Origin of the sequence: Shewanella sp. 10N.261.52.F9 (assembly GCF_041471165.1) — a bacterium.
Taxonomy (GTDB): domain Bacteria; phylum Pseudomonadota; class Gammaproteobacteria; order Enterobacterales; family Shewanellaceae; genus Shewanella; species Shewanella marinintestina.
Map to the genome: position 1 here is coordinate 220,744 of NZ_JBFRNX010000012.1, position 19,957 is coordinate 240,700.

Genomic DNA, 19,957 nt, shown 5'->3' on the forward strand with positions numbered 1-19,957 from the left:
AGCGGTTAATATCTGTAAGATTATTGTTGGAGAAAACATGAAAAAGTTATTGGTCATTATTACTGCGCTAGCCCTAAGTGCATGTAGTTCACTTAAAACAAGCTCAGATTATGATCCAGGGGTAAACTTTAAAGAAGTGAAAACCTACGCTTGGGTCGAAAAGAAAACTGCAGATGCAACGTATCATCTAGATGGATTAATGGATCAACGCGTGCGCAAAGCCGTTGATGATCAGCTACAGCTTAAAGGCTTAACGCCAAGCGACGCCGAAACTGCTGATGTATTAGTTAACTACTTAACTAAAGTCGACAAGAAAATTAATGTTGATACCTTCAACACAAATTACGGTTATAACCCTTATTACGGTCCAGGTTGGGGCTGGGGTGGCGGTGTAGGTCATACACAAACCACTGTACGTGAATATGAAGTGGGTACCTTAATTCTTGACTTAGTTAATGCTGAAACCGGTAAGTTAATCTGGAGAGGTTCTGTTGCAGACACTATGCGTGACAAGGATACACCAGAAGAGCGCGTTGAAGTGGTTAACGAAGCGATTGGCGCGTTACTGTTAAATTATCCGCCAAAACCTGAAGCTAAGTAGCTTTTAAGTGTTTGAATAAAAACGGCCAAAAGGCCGTTTTTTTTGTCTCGAATGTTGGTCTCGAATCTCCGACTACTAGGCTAAATGAGCCAGTGACTCTGGTACGCTGGTTAATTGTAAATTCCTAAGACCTAGAGACTGTAACGCGGTTAAGTTTTCTATTTCATTAGGCAGCTCAGTTAGCAAGGAATAGCTTAAATCTAGCTTTACTAGGTTAGTGAGTTTGCCGATCTCTTTAGGTAATATCTCAATCTCACTGCAATATAGATTAAGCTCTTTTAGTTGCGCTAAATTGCCAATTTCTGCGGGTAAATTGTTTAGGCAGACATTATCAGATAAATCTAACTTTTCTAGTGATGTGAGCTTGCCTATCTCTTTAGGTAGCGCCACTAAACAACAACCATTTAGGATTAATTCTTTTAAATGGATTAAATTACCTATCTCTGCAGATAACTCTTCGATATCGTCACATACGCTAGAGAGATCTAACTTTTCAAGTGATGTAATCCCCCAAATCTGCTCTGGTAAAGCATCCTTTTCGCAACAGATAAAATCTAATTCTTTTAAATTAGGCAAATCAGTAATTTGACTTGGTAGTGTCGTCATTGCTGGATATGCGATTTTAAGCGCTTCTAAAGAGACTAGGTTGCCGATCTCTGCTGGTAGTCGCTCAGTCCCTGACATGTCTAATTCCAGTTCTTTTAGCTTTGTTAACTGGCCTAGCTCTTTAGGTAACTCAATGACCTCTGTGCCGGATAAATGCAATATTTCCAGTGAGGTTAGCTGAGCGATTTCTGGGGGCAAGAGCTTAATTTCTCGGCCTGTTAATTTAAGCTCGATTAGCGTTTTACATTGCTGCTCATTGGTGAGCAGTGCCGCTAAGGCTTCGGCTGTATTTATTTCCATTGGCTTCCTTTATGGTGCTTTATTAAATAAACAACATGGTGCAGCAAGGTTTTGCTAGTTAAGTAAGCCACGCATTAAAGCTCTAACTTGTTTATTAAACTCATTTTCTGATCGGCTTTTATGTTGAATAACATCGACGTTAGCTTGCCAACCTAACTGTTCAAAATCAATCTTAAGTTTGCAAAGTTGTTGAGCCGCTATGGCTTCTTCACAAAGGTGTTGTGGTAATAAGGCCCAGCCAAAGCCTGCTTTGGTTAGCTCCAGCAACATATAGTAGTTGTCGGCATGCCACACATCTGGTGAGTGCGGGGTGCTAAACCAGCCTTTGCGGTCCTCTTTAGCGCCGATTAAGAGCTGACGATGCAACTTAAGCACATCAATATGCGATGAGTTTTCTTGAGCAAGAGGATGGCTTGGGCTAACTAATAGCTCAAACTGGACGGCGCCTAAAGATTCAAAGTCTATTGCTTCTGGGTAGGTTAACTCACTAAATACAATGCCAAGGTTAGCGCGCTTACTATCCACTAAGTGAATAATATCTAGGCTAGATGCGCAAAGGAGTTCGAGCTCACATAGAGGGTAGAGCTTTGAAAGGTTTTTAAGTAAAGCGGTAAATTTATCATAGGGGATCCCCTCATCGACGGCCAGTGTCAGTTTCAAATCGTCTTGTTTATCTAGCGCCTGAACTTGCAAGTTAAGCCGTTGGTGTTGGGCGATGACGGCTTTTGCTTGCGGTAGCAATTGCTTTCCAGCTTTAGTGAGAGTGGGGTAACGGCTGCTTCTATCAAACAAAGTTTGATTAGTATCGACCTCTAGATTGATTATGTTCTGGCTTATGGCCGATTGCACTTTTCCGAGTTTTCTCGCTGCTGCAGAAAACGAGCCTGTTTCAACGGTAGTGACGAATGAATAAAGTTGTTCAATAGATAACATATCAGTAAAGGTGATGGTATGTAATTTTTACCTATCGTAATTAAAGATGATAATGACTGCAACTTAACTGTAGAGCACCTTGTTATGACATTTAAAGATAGAGTTATTCACGCCGTTCTTTTTGAAGCGATAGCATTAGCGATCATCGTTCCAGCAGCGGCATTGTTTTCTGGTAAGGACGCTAGCTCGATGCTAGCTGTAGGGGTAGGCCTTAGCCTTTACACCGTGGTGTGGAATTACTTTTATAACATCTGGTTTGATAAGCAGTTTGGTGCTGATCGAGTAAGCCGTAGTTTAATGACTCGAATTGGTCATACCTTAGGTTTTGAGGGCGGGATTATCTTTATTACAGTGCCAGTCGTGGCATGGTTTTTAGGGATTACTCTGTTGCAGTCTTTAGCGTTAGAAGCTGCGTTTTTAATATTCTTCTTTTTTTATGCCGTGGCATTTAATTGGTGCTACGACAACGTGCGCATCAAGTTGAAGCTAAAACAAGCTGAAAAAACAGCGCCTCTATGATTTATAGCAATAGATACTATTTCATCTGCTAACCCTTTACCGTCAACTTTTTAAGTTGGCGGTTTTTTTGTGTGACTCTTCTGGTTGTTAATCATTCAACGACTAAACCTTCATGGAAATTCAAATTACGTTTCAGTCCACATCTCATTGCAGGATTTACTGACTCAGTGCCAAGGCTCTTTTAGGCTGTGGATTAAATATCGAAAAATACCAGATATTAACTATGCTTGTAATGCATAAGTTAATTATTTGACTGTGTTTTTGTGTTTATTGGGGGTAAAATGTTATCGGCTGACATTTGGCTGCTGAATTGGATTTTAGCTGCTTAGGTCGTCTTGAGTGTTGAGCATAGCGCCTTGGTTAAATAAATCCTGGTATTGACGGCTTAATAGGTGAGGGCGATGAAAGCAATATTGTTTATTTGGATTGCAGCATTTTTGTTTACCAGCAACTTATCGGCAAGGCAGTGGCAAGATGAAGATCTTGATGGAGTGCCAGATCTTAAAGATGCCTGTGCCAGCACTGTCGCTTTGCAACGTGTCGATGCCAGAGGTTGCAGTGTTTTACAAGCGAATACGCAGCAAATACAACAGCTAAATATAATGCCTACATTGTGCTTTATCACCGATGTAGGGCAATTATATCCAAGCTCATGTAATCAGGCGTCATCTATTGCAGTTAGGTTTGAATTTGCTAAGTCACAAGTTTCGATGTCGCAACAAGGTGCTTTTCAAAACTTAAGCCGCTGGTTGAGCGCAACCCGAGTGCCGTTAGCTTTGGTTGGTCATACCGACTCGGTGGGCAAAGATAGTGTTAACCAGCCGTTATCGCTGGCAAGAGCAGAGCAAGTCAAAAATATATTAGTGGAGCAATTTGGCTTCGCAGAAAACCGATTTCAGATTAAAGGCATGGGAAGTCATCACCCAATTGCCAGTAATCAAACCGACTATGGGCGTAAATTAAATCGCCGAGTTGAGTTTATTGTTATTGTTCAATAGCTATATTTTTATAATTTAAGGGAGTATATACATGGATAACTTGCAAGGTTTAATGGACCAAGCGCCAGAGTTGATTGTTACTTATGGCATGAAGATCCTATTTGCCATTGTTATTTTTATCATCGGTAAATTCTTATCGAATGTCGCTAAAAACCTCACTACTAAGTTGCTGAAAAAGCGTAAAGTCGACAACACTGTTGTATCGTTTGTTGCCAATATGGCTTGGGCATTGGTGTTTGTGTTCACGATTGTCGCCACTCTAGGGCAAATCGGTGTACAGACAGCGTCGTTAGTTGCTGTGATTGGTGCCGCCGGTTTAGCGGTAGGCCTAGCGCTTCAAGGGTCGCTATCAAACTTTGCTGCGGGTGTATTAATGGTGCTATTTAGACCATGCCGTGTTGGTGATTACGTTGAAGCGGCAGGCATTGCCGGTACAGTAGATGAAATCACTATCTTCTCTACTAAGCTGCTTACTCCTGATAATAAAGTGATTATTGCACCAAACTCAGCAATGATGGATGGCACGATTATTAATTACTCTGCGATGGAAACACGTCGTTTAGATCTTGTTATTGGTGTGTCTTATGATGCGAACTTGGCTGAAACCAAAAAGGTGTTAACTAGCATTCTTGAAAACAGCCAGTATGTATTGAAAGATCCTGCATATACCGTTGCTGTTGCTGAGCTTGCTGATTCATCAGTTAACTTTGTGGTTCGTCCTTGGGTAAAAGGCTCTGACTACTGGCCAGCACATTTTGAAATTCTAGAGCAGATTAAAGTTGCATTAGATGAAGCGGGTATTGGCATTCCATATCCACAAATGGATCTGTATGTAAAAGAAACGCCAGCGGCTTAATTGATTAAAGTGATGGCTACAAAAAAGGTCGGCGTAAGCCGACCTTTTTATTGTGTGTAGATATTCTCTATCTTAATGCGCGTTGTCTGATTGATACTGATAATCAAACTTTGGCATTGACCATTTATAATGGATAGCCAGCATTCTGAAGCTAAAGCCAAATACCAGAGATATTGATAAGTTAATCCACTCAGGTACCCCATATAGCTTCATTGCGACATAGGCGCCAGCAGTTAATAGCGCCACTAATGCGTAAAGCTCTTTTTTGAAAATTAGCGGTACTTGGTTACACAGAATATCTCTGATCACCCCACCAAAAACCCCGGTAACGACTCCCATTACAATAGCTATTTCAGGGCTAAAGCCGAGCAATAAGGTTTTCTGCGCGCCGATAATTGAAAAAACAGCTAATCCGACAGCATCGATGGCTAAAAACAATTTCGATAAATGACGCATCAAAGGTGCAATCATTACCGTGAGTAATGAGGCAGCAGCGATAGCAATCAGATAGTGGACGTTTTCGATCCAGATTAATGGGTAATTGCCGAGTAAAATGTCGCGCAAGGTGCCGCCGCCAATAGCAGTAACACAACCAATGATGACGACACCGAAAAGGTCCATCTGTTTTTTACCTGCAGCCAGTGCGCCAGTCATTGCTTCAGCAAGAATACCGACGAGCCATAAAAAGCTGATAACTTTAACTTCTAACATTTTTTGCACTAGCTAAATAAAAGGGAGACGATTTTGCCTCTTTTTACGGCTTAAATACAATGATAAAAGCTGTATTCTTGCATTATATTTTCTAATGCTTTTATTGTTGAGTGTGACTTGGGTCTACATATTTAAAGGGCTTTGTTAATAATTTGATTAGATTTATGATTTCTTTATATCTAACTTATAGTAATTTGCTTTGAATTTGAAAGATATACTGCAAACTAGGCATTTGTTGCGGTTTGTAAACTTTGGTTTTTTGCTGGCGATTGCCTGCACCTAGCAGTAGTATTAGGCTGTTTATTTACATTCTAGATCAAGATACTTTGAGGTTAACAATGATTGATTTTCGCAGTGATACGGTCACTAAGCCTACGGCTGCTATGCGCACCGCAATTGGTCAGGCTGAAGTTGGGGATGATGTTTATGGCGATGATCCAAGTGTTAACTACCTTGAAGATATGGCCGCAGAGATGTTTGGCTATGATAATGCGCTATTCACCTCATCAGGTACGCAGGCAAACTTACTGGCATTAATGGGCCATTGTGAACGTGGCGATGAGTACATATGTGGTCAGCAATCTCATAACTATAAGTTTGAAGGCGGCGGAGCGGCTGTATTAGGCAGCATTCAACCACAGCCTTTAACTAACCAAGCTGACGGTAGTATTTTACTTAGTGATATTGAAGCCGCGATAAAGCCTGACGATATTCATTTTGCGCGTACTCGTTTATTAAGCTTAGAGAACACTATCGGCGGTAAAATTGTGCCGCAAGAATATTTAGCCCAAGCACAAGCTTTAGCGTTTGAGCGCGGATTGAAAATTCATCTAGATGGTGCCCGCGTTGCAAACGCAGCCGTTGCACAAAACATTGCGATGACTGAGATTACTCAGTATTTTGATTCAGTGTCGATTTGCCTTTCAAAAGGTTTATGTGCACCAGTAGGTTCTATTTTATTGGGCGACGAACGCTTAATTACTAAGGCGCGTCGTTGGCGTAAAGTGCTTGGTGGCGGTATGCGTCAAGCGGGCATTCTAGCCTCTGCTGCAACATTAGCATTAACTGAGCAAGTAGAGCGCCTAGCAGAAGATCATGACAACGCAGCTTATTTAGCTCGTGAACTTGCAACGATTGACGGTTTTACGGTTGATATGTCACAAGTGCAAACCAATATGGTATTTGCAGAGGTCAATGACGAAATTAATGTTAAAGCGCTAGCCGTTGATCTAAAAGTCAAAGGTATTCTAATTAGTCCTGGCAAGAAGATCCGCTTGGTTACCCACGCAGATATTTCACGAGCTGACGTCGAACGCTTTATTGTTGAATTAAAAGGGTTGTTGCATCGCGCTTAATTTGCCTGCAGCTATCGCGTAACAATAAAACCTAGGCATTGCCTAGGTTTTTTGTTTTTAGCACTAAAATTAGCACTTACATTTTGAACCGGTCCTCAGTGCTGGTGGCCTTGGCTGCTGCTCGATAATTGATTACCTTGGCTATCGTAAAAACCTGAGCTGCCATGCTGAATAAAGCCTTGATGGATCATCTCGGCAATAAAAGGGTCGGACTCATTGTCACCCACATCGGCGAAGTCTAAGTCGCGGTAATTCGCCGTGAGTGCAGAAAATGCTTTATCTGAAAGTGTTTTTATCGCCACTAATTGGTACTGTTGCTGCATGCCATCTTGATGGATATGCATGTTTGCTGGCAGTGCTAAATGTTCTACCCAATTAACCTCGAACTGACTATGACCTAACTGACCTTGGTAGCGTTCGTTAGCTGGGCAAACATCATTTATCGCGTTATTCGCGGTTGGCTTAACTTGAGTTAGCGATTGCAGTGCACTTGGCGGGATCAGATGGTTCAACTGCTCATAATCAAAATGCATATTTAACGAGAGTAAGTCACCTTTGCGGTAAGAGATAGAACGTTGCTGAGCAGGAAAGTAACGCACATATTCGCCATTACTATCCCAAAGCTCAAAGCTTTCTGGGCTGCGCTGATAAATTAATTGGTCATTATTTCTTAGTAAGGTGATGGTTTTTTGCTGACCTGCGTTATTGGTGACAGTGTAAGTTGCACTGACATGTGCAGGATCGATTTGCTCACATGACGCTAATGCAATTTTGCTGGCGATTGCTGTGCTAGGGATAACTACCAACATGGCTGCGAACAAGCCGCAGTAGATAACGCTACTAAAAACGGCAGCTTTGTTGAACAACACCTGTGGCTTACCGGCGTTAGCTTTAAAGCATGTTGATAACGAAAAGTATGGAAGTAGCATGTTGTCTCCTAAGAGGATTAAGGTTTTAATTTAACGCTAAGATAAAGCCACCGAGTTAGCTCGGTGGCAATAATAGGCTTACTTAGTCAGTGTCAATACAGTGAGTTTTGCTTTCGCGATTGTTATAGCGATAGCAATTTTAAAGCTTGCCATGACTATTGAGCGGCCTCAGCTTTACTGACCAGATTGCCGGCATGGTTCATCACATGGAATAAATGATTTTGCTCAACCGTACCTTGGATTAAATGCGCGCCAGGACCACTTGCAAAAATCCCCACATCTTCACCTGCATGGGTTTCGCTGCTTAGTGGCACCAAAGCTTCTTGATGAAAGCCAGCGCTCTGAGTATCGACATAGTTGAGGTCGAAACGCCCTGGAGCTTCGGCGTAGCCATAGCGCTCATCGCCACCGGTTTCAAGATTGGCGTAGCCGCGACCATTGGTGTAACCCACTGTTGTGTATGGCAGGCCATTGGCATCGGTTGCATTAGTCACCGCAGGTTGACCGTCTGAGCCATTACCTTTAACTAGACCAAGAATTGGGTTACCACGTGTTGGGTAACCCGCAATGGTAAACACATGGCTATGGTCGGCAGTGACCATGAGTAAGGTATCCTTTGACGAGGTTTTTTCCATCGCAACACGCACAGCTTCAGACAGGGCAATGGTATCGTGTAAGGCGCGTGCTGCGTTACCAGCGTGGTGCGCATGGTCGATACGTCCAGCTTCAACAATCAGTACAAAGCCTTTATCGTTTTTCTGTAAGATATCGATGGATTTAGCGGTCATTTCAGCCAGCGATGGCTCGCCGGTTACGCCAGCTGTGGTGCGGTCGAGTTCATATTCCATATGCGACGAATTAAACAAGCCTAATGCGTGATCAGTGGTTGCAGGATCAAGCGCTAAAAACGCGTCACGGTCAGCAACATAAGCAGCGTTGGTATATTTACTGAGCCACTCAGTGGTTAAGTCGCGGTTATCTTCACGACGACCAGACTTACCCTCGGGGTCGGTAACTGTGGTTGGGATGAACGAGCGACGACCGCCACCCATCACTACGTTTAGACCGCTACCGTAATCAAAATCAAGCAACTGTGCAGCAATGTCGCTACAGCCATTGGCAACGGCTTCATCAGGTAGGTCAGCATCATTTTCCCAGTTACGCTCAGGGGCATGGGCGTAGGTTGCTGCTGGTGTAGCATGCGTAATACGTGCAGTTGATACCACACCCGTTGATAGTCCAGCCATCGCGGCAAGCTCTAATGAGGTCACTAAGTCTTGGCCTTCGGTTGAGGCGCAGTTACCGCGAATTACGCCCTCGGCCTGGCCAATAACACCGACATCAGTTTTAACGCCTGTGACCATAGCTGTCATGGTGCCGGCAGAATCTGGCGTTTGTCCATCTACGTTATAGGTCTTAGCGAGTCCAACATAAGGTAAGGTTTCAAATGATAGCGAGTTTTCCTCACCGGTTTGACCTTGTAATTGGCCTTCTAGAATACGCGCCGCAGTAACAGTTGAGATCCCCATGCCATCACCCACAAAAAGAATGATGTTCTTCGCTGCGCCAGCTTCATTATTCACTGTTAACTCTTGAGCTTGGGTGACACGAGATTGCCCATCAACATACCATTGGTTAACGGTTGTCCAATCTTGGCCATTATTGCCATTCTCACCTTGGTCACCTTTGTCACCATCATCGCTACAAGCTGCCAGACCTAAGATTGCAGACATGCTTAATACCAGTAATTTTTTATTCATTTTAAACTCCATAAATGGGCACTTTTTCTGGCTTTGAGCCAGTTAAAATCAGTAGTGGTTCGATATTGCTAAAGATTTAGTACTCATCTTTTTAGTATTTGGTTCCACCAAGCTCTTGGGCTTGATTGATGATGTGGTAGATAACATTTTGCTCCATAACGCCTTGAACAAGGTCGGAGCCAGGACCCATTGCATGCAGGGTAATATCTTCACCTGCGTGGGTTTCACTGCTGGTTGGCACTAATGCTTGTTGCTTGAACTCTTTATCTTGGGTATCGACAGAGCTCAAGTCATCACGGTTCCCTACAACTGCACCTGGGCCGTTGGTGTAGCCAACAGTAGTGTATGGTTTGCCGTCTTTAGCGATGGTGACGTTGCCATCAACACCATGCACTAAACCTAGAATTGGGTTACCGCGTTTTGGGTAACCTGCAATGGTAAATACATGGCTGTGGTCGGCAGTGACCATGATTAAGGTTTCTTCTGGATTGGTGTTTTCAACAGCCGCGCGAACGGCGTTTGATAGCTCGACGGTATCCATCATGGCGCGATAAGCATTACCGGCATGGTGAGCATGATCGATACGACCTGACTCAACCACTAGCAGGTAGCCATCTTCATTCTTGTTGAGTAATTCAATGGATTTAGTAGTCATCTCTGTTAGCGATGGTTCACCAGCAACGTCGTCTAAACGGTCTGCTTCATACTGCATATGCGATGAGTTAAATAGACCTAACAGGTGATCGGTTGCGCTAACATCAATGTCATCAAAACCGGCTTTATCCCAAACATAAGCTGAGTTGCTTAAGTTGTCGGTCCAAGCCTGAGTCAGGTCAATACCATCGGCGCGGCGGCCTGTTTTACCTTCGCCATCGGTTGTATCCTGTGGAATAAAGTTACGGCGTCCGCCGCCAAGTGCAACCGTTAGCGCATCGGCTTCATCTCGCATAACCAGTTGATAAGCGATGTCTTTACACTCGTTGGTTATCGCTTCATCGGGTAAGTTTGAGTCAGCTTCCCAGTTACGCTCTGGTGAATTGGCATAAGTTGCAGCAGGGGTTGCGTGAGTAATGCGCGCAGTACTTACTACACCGGTAGATAAGCCCTTAGCGTTTGCTAAGTCGACTAAGGTGATTAGCTCATTGCCTTTTGAAGACAGGCAATTGGCTCGCAGGCTGGTATCAGATACTGACAGCACGCCGGCTTTTGACTTTACGCCCGTCGCCATTGCCGTCATGGTGCCTGCTGAATCTGGGGTTTGTTGGTTGGTGTTATAGGTTTTCACTAACGCTGTTTTAGGGAATTGCTCAAAGCTTAAGAAGTTTTCTTCGCCGCCTTGGTTACCAGCTTGTTGTTGGCCCTCAAAAATGCGCGCTGCAGTTAAGGTTGATACCCCCATACCGTCACCCACAAATAAGATCACGTTTTTAGCTTTAGTTGGTGTGCTCTGTTGGGTTTTGTCACTAACAAGCTTGGCGCTGTCTTTATACCATTGGCTGTTAGTTTGGTTATCGGGTAATACAGCAGCGTTAGCTGCGATAGGTGCGAGACTACAAGAGATAATCACAGCTATTTTTTTGATATTATTCACTATTGTCACCGTAAATTAGTAAGGTTTATATAAGATTTCCTTGTGGCGCTGTGATTGTCAGTGACAAGCATGACGTTATTGAGTCGAATTTATGTCGTTTTTGTTGCTAAGCTAAAATTGACTCAAACAAACTGAAGATAGAGGTTTAATAAACCGAGCCGTAATGAAACGCTGTAATAAAAAGCACGCAACGACTAAGCAGTCTTTATCAATATCACGGTTGGTATATTGCTTAGGCATAAGCCCTACTTTGGCGCAATAAAGCGCTAAAACAGGGCAGTATATTTAACTGAGGTGAATCTAGGGTTATATAAGCTGCTGATTTATAAGGCTTAGAAAACTTGGCTGTATATTTGCTACTCCTTATTGGGTATTTAACAGGAGTAAGGAATTTAATATGAAATACTATAGCCGCCGTTTTATAAAGCCGGAACATCTTAATCCAGCAAACTTTCTCTTTGGTGGCCAACTGTTAAGTTGGATTGACGAAGAGGCTGCAATTTATGCTGGCTGCCAAATGAAAAGTCAGCGTCACGTTACCAAGATTATGAATGAAATTAATTTTATTGCGCCCGCAAGGCAAGGGGATGTGATTGAATTTGGTCTGGAGCTGATCAGTGCCGGCGCGACCTCGATAACCATTAGCTGTAAGGTGCGTAATAAGCTGACTCATTTACCTATTGCCAGTATCGACAAAATTGTCTTTGTGCATGTTAATGAGCAAGGTTTACCCACGCCCCACGGTATGCGCGCCAATGCCGCCTAGTGTGTAACTGATAAGTTAACAAGTGAATAAAAACAAAGGCTCAATAATGAGCCTTTGTTTTTATATTTTGTCTTATATTTTGTGTTAGTAAAGTCTGCTCAACAGCTAGTCTTCGCTAAGATCTTGTTTTACCGATTTAACCGCATCTCTAGAAGCGTGGCCGATTGCGCGAGTGGTATCTCGAGTCGCATGGCCAATATCTGTGGTGACTTCTTTAGTGGTACTGCCAATTTGACGACCGGCTTCTTTTAAATCGGCGCAACCGCTAATGGCTAAGCTGCACAATAGTGCACTAATTAAAGCTAACTGTTTCACTGAATGATATTCCATTTCTTATTAGATACGGGCATATTGCCAGCAATTTATAAGCTGCGCTAGGGCAGTGTGTCACGTTATTAGACTAGCCTTGGAATGAAGGCTGATTACATTTTTGTTTGTGTTCGATGTTATATGGAAGTGAGCGTTGCGTTTTAGCTTCATGGTTATTAATCGCCTGCAACGGGGGGGAGTAGCCTTGGAATGAAGGCTGGTTACATTTTATTTTTACTCGTTGCTACATGGAAGCGTGTTTTGCGTTTTAGCTTTATGGTTATCAATCGCTTGCAGCGGGCGCATGTGCAGATACTGCTGAAGCTCGCCGCAAGTACGTCCGTGTAGGCTCAACGAAAACATCCATGTTTTCGACGGCTTCAGCCGTATCTGCACTAGGTTAGACAAGCATAATTCTGGTGATTCGGAGTTATGGCTATAAGGCTAGTTTATTATCTGTCGCTAATTCGCTCCGCTCCCTTTGTGTTCTAAGGTTGGTGATTGAATGTCTAGCACGGCAGTGCTCCAAAATATGTTAGTTGTTAAGCAACTTAGTGGCTAGACGATGACTACTTGATATTTATTAATAAGTTACCACCTTTCTGTGGTATAGAATGCGTATTAAATATAAGATACTCGGTTAATGTGGCTAGATGTTGAGATATAAAATGGAAATTTTTGCTACCCCACTTTTTGTAGCTATCGCTTGGCTCTGTACCGTCGTCGGTTGCATATATGCTTTTGTTCAAAAAAGCAATGTGACTAAAATCACGAAAAAATTCGATAAGTTGAGCATTACTAATAACAAACTAAAGATTGAAAACAATACGCTTCAACAAAAATTTGAATCTTTAGAAATTTCATACGACTCATTGCAAGTTCAAAACACTTCTTTAGAGCAAAAGATCGTAGAAATCGAAAAGAACGATATCCACGATAACTATCAAGAAGTGCATCAAAACGGCCAGACCAACTTTAACCAAGGTGTAATCAAAGGCGACTTTGTTTACAACAAATAAGAGTCCTAGGCTTGTCTATGTGTGAAACAAGATTTGACATTGAAAACATCGAAGGAGATTTCTACAACATAGAGTCTCCAGAAAGTAACGTTGATTCCATTATCAACTTGATCATTGGTGATATCGCATCAGCTAAAGTGAAAATTGACCGTTCTGATCGGTCTTTTCCCGCAGATGTTAAAACAAAGATTGACCACAACAAGCTCAAGACTAAGCGTCGTATAGTCTTGCAGTACAAATCATATTCTTCCCATATCGAGAAAGCCTATAACCGCGCAGAACAGAACATAATCAATGGAAAACAAACAGCACTGGAATTGCTTAATGAAATGTATTGCAATTCATTAGATAAGTACGATATTGATTCTTTTGAACCCGACATAGAGCAAGTACAACAGCACGCTGACGACATCATAATTGATGTAATCAAACAACTCAGAAAGTTTGTGTATAGCTCAGCCAATGTGACTAAATACAAAGAACAAGTAGAAATTGGTCTAAACGTTGTTGTAGCACATGGGTTTGTTGAATGCTGTGTACTGGAGAATCCTAACAATGCTGCCAACTAAAGGCTCTCACCCAGAGATGAATGTGCTCTATATTGGTGGCTTTATCTTGAAAAGGCTTCATGAACGCAAAAGAAAACGTATGACGATCACTCAGCTAATGAAGGTAGGCACTAAAGAACTTTCTGTATCTGTAGACCATATAATTCTAGCGCTGGATTGGCTGTATATTATTTCTGCTATTGGTTACGATAGCAAAGAGGTTTTTATCAATGAAGCTACTTAGATTTCTCTTAGAGATCGACGGTGTAGAAACACGAGAGATACCGTTTTTAGACAACTTAAACATCATTACAAGTAAAAAGAAGTCTGACGCATCTGGTAACAGTGTTGGTAAGTCAACTTTAGGACGAATCCTTGACTACTTGTTTGATGGCTCAATGAGTCCAATCTACATCGATGATGAGTTTCAAACACCAAAGCAAGAGATTGAGCAGCTTTTCACAAACAGTGAAGTATATGCGACTCTCGAATATCTTGGCCTAAACAATCAGTACAGTATTATTAAGCGCAGGCTATCTACAGATACTGACCTACAAAGCTACTTTTTGGATGGACGAGAAGTAACCAGTAAAGAATATGTTGCTCACATTATGGGAAGTGTTTTCAACGTCCACTCTGTTAAACCAACGATTAGAAAACTTGCACCAAAGTTCTTTAGAACCACACAACACCGCATGACTAAGACTGTTAACTTTGACAGCGGTAGGAACGTTTCTAAGTCCGATATCAACACAGTTTTTCTGTATCTGTTCAACTTTGATGATACTGAGATACTCAGCAAAGTTCATAAGTTAAAGACCGCTATCAGAGGTTACGATAGAAATTCAAGAGCGTTCAATAGTGTCATTTCTAAAGATAAGATTGTTGGCTCAGTCTCTAAAATAAAGAAAGAAATAACCAAGTTAGAAAAGTCTTTATTATCGTCTGAAAAAGGTATCGATAAACTAGAAATTGTATCTAAAATCAACACAATTGATGACGAACAAAACTCATTATCTGACCAGATTCTTTCACTAGATCTAAAAATAAAAAATGTCATCAAAACCAACGAAATACTAAAGACTAATGAGCAATATCATCTACTTGATGAGCTGCGGACAATCTATGAATATGCGTCTGTAAAGATAGAATCTACTCTTGAAGATTATCAGCAAGCACTCACCTTCCATGAACATTTGTTGAGCACCAAACGAGAGTTTGTGTCGCATGGACTAGATAAACTACAAGAGCAGCATCAAAAGGCTACTATTAAGTTTGGCGAGCTCAAAATCCAGAAGCATAGCCTTTTCGATGAACTTAAGTCGAAAAAGAAAATGGAAGAGATATCTGACACGATGAAGGAAATTGGTCGACTTGATAAAGAGTTAGCCAAACTAACAGCCATAATCGACAAAAAGGATGATATCGACTCAAAGCTAATACTTGAGCAACAAAGCTTAACTGAATTAGCTGGTGAACTTGAAACTGAGCTGAACAGCGTAACCTCTTTTGAAGAAAAATATATCGAAAACTTCAAAAACTACACTCGCGATTTCTACGGAGTTGAGTACAACTTCAGTCTTCATTTAGACCAAGAAAAAGGTGAATGCTCTCCGCACGTGGACGATGTAGAGTCTAACAATGAAGGCGGATTAAAAAGGCTTGAAGTTATAACTTTTGATCTAGCATACATCAAAACTGTTTGTGATAGACAAGCATTAAGACCTAACTTTGTTCTGCATGACTCTATCGACGAAATTGACATCCAACACATTCGTAAAATGTTTGATGAATCTATCAACCTTTCAGGCCAACAGATTGTCTCAATGCTGGCCGATAAACTTGTTGAACAAGACTACAGAAAGTACAAAGAGTACATTATTCTAGAACTCGCTCAAGACAACAAATTCTTCAAGATATGATCAAAGGTGGGTATGTGGCGTCAGAGTAAACTTTAAGTGACCCTCATACATTTCCTAATCCTACGACTGATTTTTGAAATGCACAGGTGGTGCAGTTATAACTTAGTGTAGATACGGCCGTGACCGTCCATAGTAGCAAAGGGGTCGGAGCGAATTAACTGGAGAGATGATGATTCAGATGTCGCTGCAGCTGTGGGCTTAGGTTTCAGGGTGAGGTATTTCAAAGAGATACTCTTCGAACGAGAGGCATGGATGCCGAACTGTCTGTTTAACAGGGATGTTATTGGAAACCACAGAGCGACCATGGGTGGCTTTATAGCGTCCCACAGAAGTAGTGGCATGTGAGTGACTAAAAACTCAAGTTTATTTTCTTGGTAATAATGAACTTAGGTAAACTCAGCAAGCCAAGTCAGCTTTGCAAAAAATGTTGCTGGTGCTAAACCAGCAACATTCATAAAGCTAATTAGTGCAACTTCAAGTGTGGGTGTACGATGCGGCTAATGCCTTTAGCAAACATCAATAATGTGCCTTTAATTGGGCCGTGTAGCTCAATTAAGTGTCTGCGGTATAGTGAGGTGTAAACAAAACGCGCAATCTTGCCTTCAACCATGACGCCACCACCAATGAACGACATTAAGTTACCTACAGTGTGGAACTTGGATAGATTAACCAAGGCGCCTAAGTCTTTATAAACATAGTTATTTGACGCCGGTTTACCTGCTAACAATAACTTAATGTTATCAGCAGTCATCAGTGCCATTTGGCGTGCAGACTGACCACGTGGTGGCACCCAACTGCCATCTTCTTGCGGGCAAGCCGCGCAGTCACCAATCGAAAAAATTGCCGGATCGCGGGTGGTCTGCATATTTTGATTAACCATGACTTGGTTAATGTGATTGCTCTCTAGGCCGCCAATCTCTTTAAGAAAATCTGGCGCTTTAACACCGGTTGACCAAATCACCATATCAGATGGGATAAATTCGCCTTCAGAGGTATGCAAGCCTTCTTCTGTCACTTGATTGATGCGGGTGCTAGTCATCACCTTTACACCAATTGCGGTAAGCTCTTTGGCGACAGAAGCTGAGATCTCTTCTTTTTCTACCTTAGGTAGAATGCGCTCATCGGCTTCAATAAGGGTGATTTCAAGCAGGCTGCTATCGATTTTGTAGCCAAAGCCGCGCAGCTGATCAACCGCGTGATGCATCTCTGCTGACATTTCGACACCTGTAGCACCAGCGCCAACAACGGCAATTTTGATTTTATCATCAAGTTGGTGGTGGCTTGCATAACGCATGAATTTGTTAAGCAGCATGGTACGAATTTCCATGGCTTGCTCAGTGCTGTCTAAGAATACACAGTGGTCACGTACACCAGTAATATTAAAATCATTGGCGATACTGCCAATAGCAATCACTAGGTAGTCATAATCAATGCGGCGTGCAGGTAAAAGCTCGTTGCCTTTTTCATCATTAATCGGCGCAAGGATCACTTGCTTGGCTTCACGGTCAAGGTCGGTCATTGCACCTTGTTGAAAGTGATAACCATGATGGGCAGCGTGGCCACGATAGCTAATTGCATCAATACCGATATCTAAGGCGCCTGTAGCGACCTCATGCAGAAGGGGCTTCCAAACATGGCTTTCTGCGCAATCAATCAATGTAACTCTGGCTTTGCCTTTTCGGCCAAGTTGGTGACCAAGTTTTGTTGCGATTTCCATACCACCAGCGCCGCCACCAACGATGACAATATTAGCCATTTCATGCATGAGTTTTAAAATCCTTAATTAGATAAAACCGTAAATTAAATATGGGTTTAACTTGCCTATTCACGAGTTGACTATGCAGTTTTGAGGCAGTTTTTAGTTGCTCAATGCTTGTACTGCAAGTGAAAAGTAGACAGGTAAGTTTGCTTAAAAAAGTGTAGCAGTAGATGTGAAAAACGGCAATTAAGCCCTTGAATTGGCTCAAGGTGGTTTTTTAATTAACTATTTAACTTTAATTAATTGAATTTTAACGGTTTAAAATTTTACCACGTTAACTTTTTACATGTTTTTTGTGGCTAGGTGGTCATAAAGGAAGGAGATAAACTTTGACTAGAATGTTAGAAGTGTGATCTGACTCGGTGTAACAACAAGAGCTAAAATGCGGCATGCTTTAAGGAGATAAAACATGCCGGCAATTATTAGAGTTTGCTTAAGCGAGACTTATAGTCTTCGATAACATGTTCCATGATTTCTTGTACTGAAGTGTCTTTGGTCTTGTTATCCATAAACACCTTGAATGTCACCAAAGCATGTTTGTCATCTTTGAGGCGGTCATTCTGCATGGCGAAGTAGGCTTGTTCCTGTTCGCACTCTCTGACGACAAAGCCTTCATGTTCAAATAGTCGGTTGCCAGAATGGCCGTGCCACTTAGTAATTCTGTCTAGTGCGATTTCACAAGAGCGATTGAGCTCAACATGGTTACGCCAGCTTGTTGGGTGTGCGGGATCCTTAACGTGCGGGCATCGGACTGTGTAGTTGTATACATGAGAGATTGCTGTCATAAATTACCTACCTGTTCGCTGTGACTAATGCCATCTTAGGCATCGTTTTTTATCTTGGTCAACCACTTGCGTAGTTTGAGCGTACTTTCTGTGTAGTTCGAGCAAGTTGAGCTAACTGAATATCGATTATTTCTACCGCGCACAAACATAACGCTTAGTTAACACTCTAGTTGCTGTACCTATTGTTTACCATGACATTTAACTGAATAACCTTGTTCCAGCTCTCACTTTTACTTATGAAGGTAAATAAGTAGCGGCTTTGACTAATAAAGCATCAGTTTAAGTGCGTTTGGGGTTCTGAGTCGATAATTTACGTCAATATAAAAACAGAGCTTAGTTTAGATGTCTAATGTTAATAAGTTTGCGATTTCATTACAAAAAGGTTTCTTTTGCTTGATGAGGCAGCCTATAATTTCAGGACAAAAATAAAGCACATATCCTACCCCTCTGGAGGCTAAAATGGCCGGTTCATCAGTTTCAAACCTTAAATTATGGATGTTAGCAGCAACGACTGTCGCTTTGTCGGCTTGTGGTGATGCACCAGCACCGCAACAAGCTATGCTACCCAGCGTGATTGTTAATACTGCTCATACTGAAATGATCACGCCTAAATCTGAAATTGTTGGACGTACGCGCGCTTCAGAGGACGTAGTGATTAAATCGCAAATTCAGGGACAATTACTGCAGCGTGCCTTTGTTGAGGGGGATGACGTTACTGCAGGCGATTTATTATTTGAAATCGATCCCGCGACCTATAAAGCTGAGCTGGCGCAGCAACATGCGGTGTTAAAGCAAGCGGTAGCTTCACGAGATGTTGCGGTGATGAACTGGGAGCGTGGTCGTCGATTATTGCCTGATGGCATGATTAGCGCGCAGGATATGGATGAGTTAACCAGTCGTAAACTCACCACTGCAGCAGGTGTTGTGCAGGCAGAAGCTGCGGTACAAGCAGCCGAGCTGCAGTTGAGCTATACCAAGGTCTATGCGCCGATTTCAGGGCGTATTAGCCACTCTAAAGTCAGTACCGGTGACATTATTACCCCTCAGTCAGAGATGGCTAATTTGGTGCAACTTCAACCTATGTGGGTTAATTTCCAAGTGCCAGAAAAGGGGCTTATTACAGCGCAGCAAAATTTTTCTAAGGCAGAACAACGCGAAGTTAAAATCACCGATATTGTCATGCGTTTGCGTCTTCCTAACGGCACCATGTTTGATGAGATTGGTCATATCGACTTTGTCGGTAACCGTGTTGACGCCGCAACAGGTACTTTGCCTGTACGCGCCACCTTTAAAAATGACGACAAACTCATGTTACCCGGCTTGTTTGTTACCTTAGTGATTGAATCACCTATTACAGAGAGCGCTTTACTTATCCCGCAAGCTGCTGTGCAGGAAGATCAGCAAGGGCGCTTTGTGATGGTGCTTAATGAGCAAGATGAAGTGCAAAAGCGTATCGTCAAACTGGGTGACCGCTTTGGTGTTGAATGGCGAGTGTTAGGTGGTTTAGAAGACGGTGAACGTATTGTGGTAGAAGGATTGCAAAAAATCCGTCCCGGGATAAAAGTCAAACCTGTTGAGCAAGAAGTTATCCCTTTTAAAGAAGACGAAACTAAATAGGAGTTGTCTTGATGAACATATCTTGTTTTGTCTACTTAAGCGGCGCAGATGCCTATCGCTTTGAGTGCGTTTT

20 protein-coding genes are annotated in these 19,957 nt (G+C 42.3%); 11 read left to right on the forward strand and 9 right to left on the reverse strand.

The annotated features are described in order from the left end of the window. The first annotated feature begins 37 nt into the window (after window positions 1-37). Window positions 38-601, forward strand: a complete 564-nt coding sequence (locus AB4298_RS08735) for a DUF4136 domain-containing protein (RefSeq protein ID WP_249000373.1) — start codon at window positions 38-40, stop codon at window positions 599-601. Window positions 602-676: 75 nt separating this feature from the next. Here the strand turns inward: AB4298_RS08735 and AB4298_RS08740 are convergent, their stop codons facing one another. Further along, window positions 677-1,507, reverse strand: a complete 831-nt coding sequence (locus AB4298_RS08740; RefSeq protein ID WP_371986364.1) for a leucine-rich repeat domain-containing protein — start codon at window positions 1,505-1,507, stop codon at window positions 677-679. Between the two features lie 54 nt (window positions 1,508-1,561). After that, a complete protein-coding gene (locus tag AB4298_RS08745; protein WP_371986365.1) occupies window positions 1,562-2,440 on the reverse strand; it encodes a LysR family transcriptional regulator in 879 nt (292 codons plus the stop codon). Between the two features lie 84 nt (window positions 2,441-2,524). Between AB4298_RS08745 and AB4298_RS08750 the strand changes: the two genes are divergently transcribed. From AB4298_RS08750 to AB4298_RS08760, 3 genes are all read left to right on the forward strand, one after another. Next, window positions 2,525-2,959 carry a PACE efflux transporter gene (locus AB4298_RS08750; RefSeq protein ID WP_249000370.1) on the forward strand — a complete coding sequence of 145 codons (435 nt, stop codon included), beginning with the start codon at window positions 2,525-2,527 and terminating at the stop codon, window positions 2,957-2,959. Between the two features lie 401 nt (window positions 2,960-3,360). Next, window positions 3,361-3,957 (forward strand): OmpA family protein, encoded by a 597-nt coding sequence (locus tag AB4298_RS08755; RefSeq protein ID WP_371986366.1) that lies wholly within the window; start codon window positions 3,361-3,363, stop codon window positions 3,955-3,957. A gap of 31 nt (window positions 3,958-3,988) precedes the next feature. Beyond that, window positions 3,989-4,813 carry a mechanosensitive ion channel family protein gene (locus AB4298_RS08760; RefSeq protein WP_371986367.1) on the forward strand — a complete coding sequence of 275 codons (825 nt, stop codon included), beginning with the start codon at window positions 3,989-3,991 and terminating at the stop codon, window positions 4,811-4,813. A 72-nt stretch (window positions 4,814-4,885) separates the two neighbouring features. Here AB4298_RS08760 and AB4298_RS08765 read toward each other — a convergent pair whose 3' ends face one another. Further along, a complete protein-coding gene (locus AB4298_RS08765) occupies window positions 4,886-5,524 on the reverse strand; it encodes a trimeric intracellular cation channel family protein (RefSeq protein WP_249000367.1) in 639 nt (212 codons plus the stop codon). Window positions 5,525-5,862: 338 nt separating this feature from the next. Here AB4298_RS08765 and ltaE point away from each other — a divergent pair, with 338 nt between their 5' ends. Further along, window positions 5,863-6,879 (forward strand): low-specificity L-threonine aldolase, encoded by a 1,017-nt coding sequence (gene ltaE / locus AB4298_RS08770; protein ID WP_371986368.1) that lies wholly within the window; start codon window positions 5,863-5,865, stop codon window positions 6,877-6,879. 95 nt (window positions 6,880-6,974) lie between these two features. On the opposite strand, the gene AB4298_RS08775 is transcribed toward ltaE, so the two are convergent. The 3 genes from AB4298_RS08775 to AB4298_RS08785 form a co-directional block, all read right to left on the reverse strand. After that, window positions 6,975-7,808 carry a hypothetical protein gene (locus AB4298_RS08775; protein WP_371986369.1) on the reverse strand — a complete coding sequence of 278 codons (834 nt, stop codon included), beginning with the start codon at window positions 7,806-7,808 and terminating at the stop codon, window positions 6,975-6,977. A gap of 155 nt (window positions 7,809-7,963) precedes the next feature. Then, window positions 7,964-9,568, reverse strand: coding sequence for an alkaline phosphatase family protein (locus AB4298_RS08780; RefSeq protein WP_371986370.1), 1,605 nt, complete (start codon window positions 9,566-9,568; stop codon window positions 7,964-7,966). 91 nt (window positions 9,569-9,659) lie between these two features. Continuing rightward, window positions 9,660-11,159 carry an alkaline phosphatase gene (locus AB4298_RS08785; protein ID WP_371986371.1) on the reverse strand — a complete coding sequence of 500 codons (1,500 nt, stop codon included), beginning with the start codon at window positions 11,157-11,159 and terminating at the stop codon, window positions 9,660-9,662. Window positions 11,160-11,556: 397 nt separating this feature from the next. Here AB4298_RS08785 and AB4298_RS08790 point away from each other — a divergent pair, with 397 nt between their 5' ends. Continuing rightward, window positions 11,557-11,925 carry an acyl-CoA thioesterase gene (locus AB4298_RS08790; RefSeq protein ID WP_220781874.1) on the forward strand — a complete coding sequence of 123 codons (369 nt, stop codon included), beginning with the start codon at window positions 11,557-11,559 and terminating at the stop codon, window positions 11,923-11,925. 105 nt (window positions 11,926-12,030) lie between these two features. On the opposite strand, the gene AB4298_RS08795 is transcribed toward AB4298_RS08790, so the two are convergent. Next, window positions 12,031-12,240: a hypothetical protein gene (locus tag AB4298_RS08795; RefSeq protein ID WP_248950132.1), complete on the reverse strand. Its 210-nt coding sequence runs from the start codon at window positions 12,238-12,240 to the stop codon at window positions 12,031-12,033. A 662-nt stretch (window positions 12,241-12,902) separates the two neighbouring features. On the opposite strand from AB4298_RS08795, the gene AB4298_RS08800 reads away from it, so the two are divergent. The 4 genes from AB4298_RS08800 to AB4298_RS08815 are packed head-to-tail and all read left to right on the forward strand — an operon-like array spanning window position 12,903 to window position 15,723. Then, window positions 12,903-13,253 (forward strand): hypothetical protein, encoded by a 351-nt coding sequence (locus tag AB4298_RS08800; RefSeq protein ID WP_371986372.1) that lies wholly within the window; start codon window positions 12,903-12,905, stop codon window positions 13,251-13,253. A 17-nt stretch (window positions 13,254-13,270) separates the two neighbouring features. After that, entirely contained in the window at window positions 13,271-13,822 is a 552-nt protein-coding gene (locus AB4298_RS08805; protein ID WP_371986374.1) for an ABC-three component system protein, read from the forward strand. Beyond that, on the forward strand, window positions 13,809-14,045 hold the full coding sequence (locus tag AB4298_RS08810; RefSeq protein WP_371986375.1) for an ABC-three component system middle component 6: 237 nt from the start codon (window positions 13,809-13,811) through the stop codon (window positions 14,043-14,045). The genes AB4298_RS08805 and AB4298_RS08810 overlap by 14 nt, the downstream gene beginning before the upstream one ends. Continuing rightward, complete coding sequence (locus AB4298_RS08815) at window positions 14,032-15,723, forward strand: DUF2326 domain-containing protein (RefSeq protein WP_371986376.1); 1,692 nt, start codon at window positions 14,032-14,034, stop codon at window positions 15,721-15,723. The genes AB4298_RS08810 and AB4298_RS08815 overlap by 14 nt, the downstream gene beginning before the upstream one ends. A gap of 463 nt (window positions 15,724-16,186) precedes the next feature. On the opposite strand, the gene AB4298_RS08820 is transcribed toward AB4298_RS08815, so the two are convergent. Then, window positions 16,187-17,488, reverse strand: a complete 1,302-nt coding sequence (locus AB4298_RS08820; protein WP_249000358.1) for an NAD(P)/FAD-dependent oxidoreductase — start codon at window positions 17,486-17,488, stop codon at window positions 16,187-16,189. A 416-nt stretch (window positions 17,489-17,904) separates the two neighbouring features. Continuing rightward, window positions 17,905-18,267, reverse strand: coding sequence for a cytoplasmic protein (locus AB4298_RS08825; protein ID WP_220782357.1), 363 nt, complete (start codon window positions 18,265-18,267; stop codon window positions 17,905-17,907). Between the two features lie 459 nt (window positions 18,268-18,726). Here AB4298_RS08825 and AB4298_RS08830 point away from each other — a divergent pair, with 459 nt between their 5' ends. After that, window positions 18,727-19,884, forward strand: a complete 1,158-nt coding sequence (locus tag AB4298_RS08830; protein ID WP_249000357.1) for an efflux RND transporter periplasmic adaptor subunit — start codon at window positions 18,727-18,729, stop codon at window positions 19,882-19,884. Window positions 19,885-19,957: the final 73 nt, after the last annotated feature.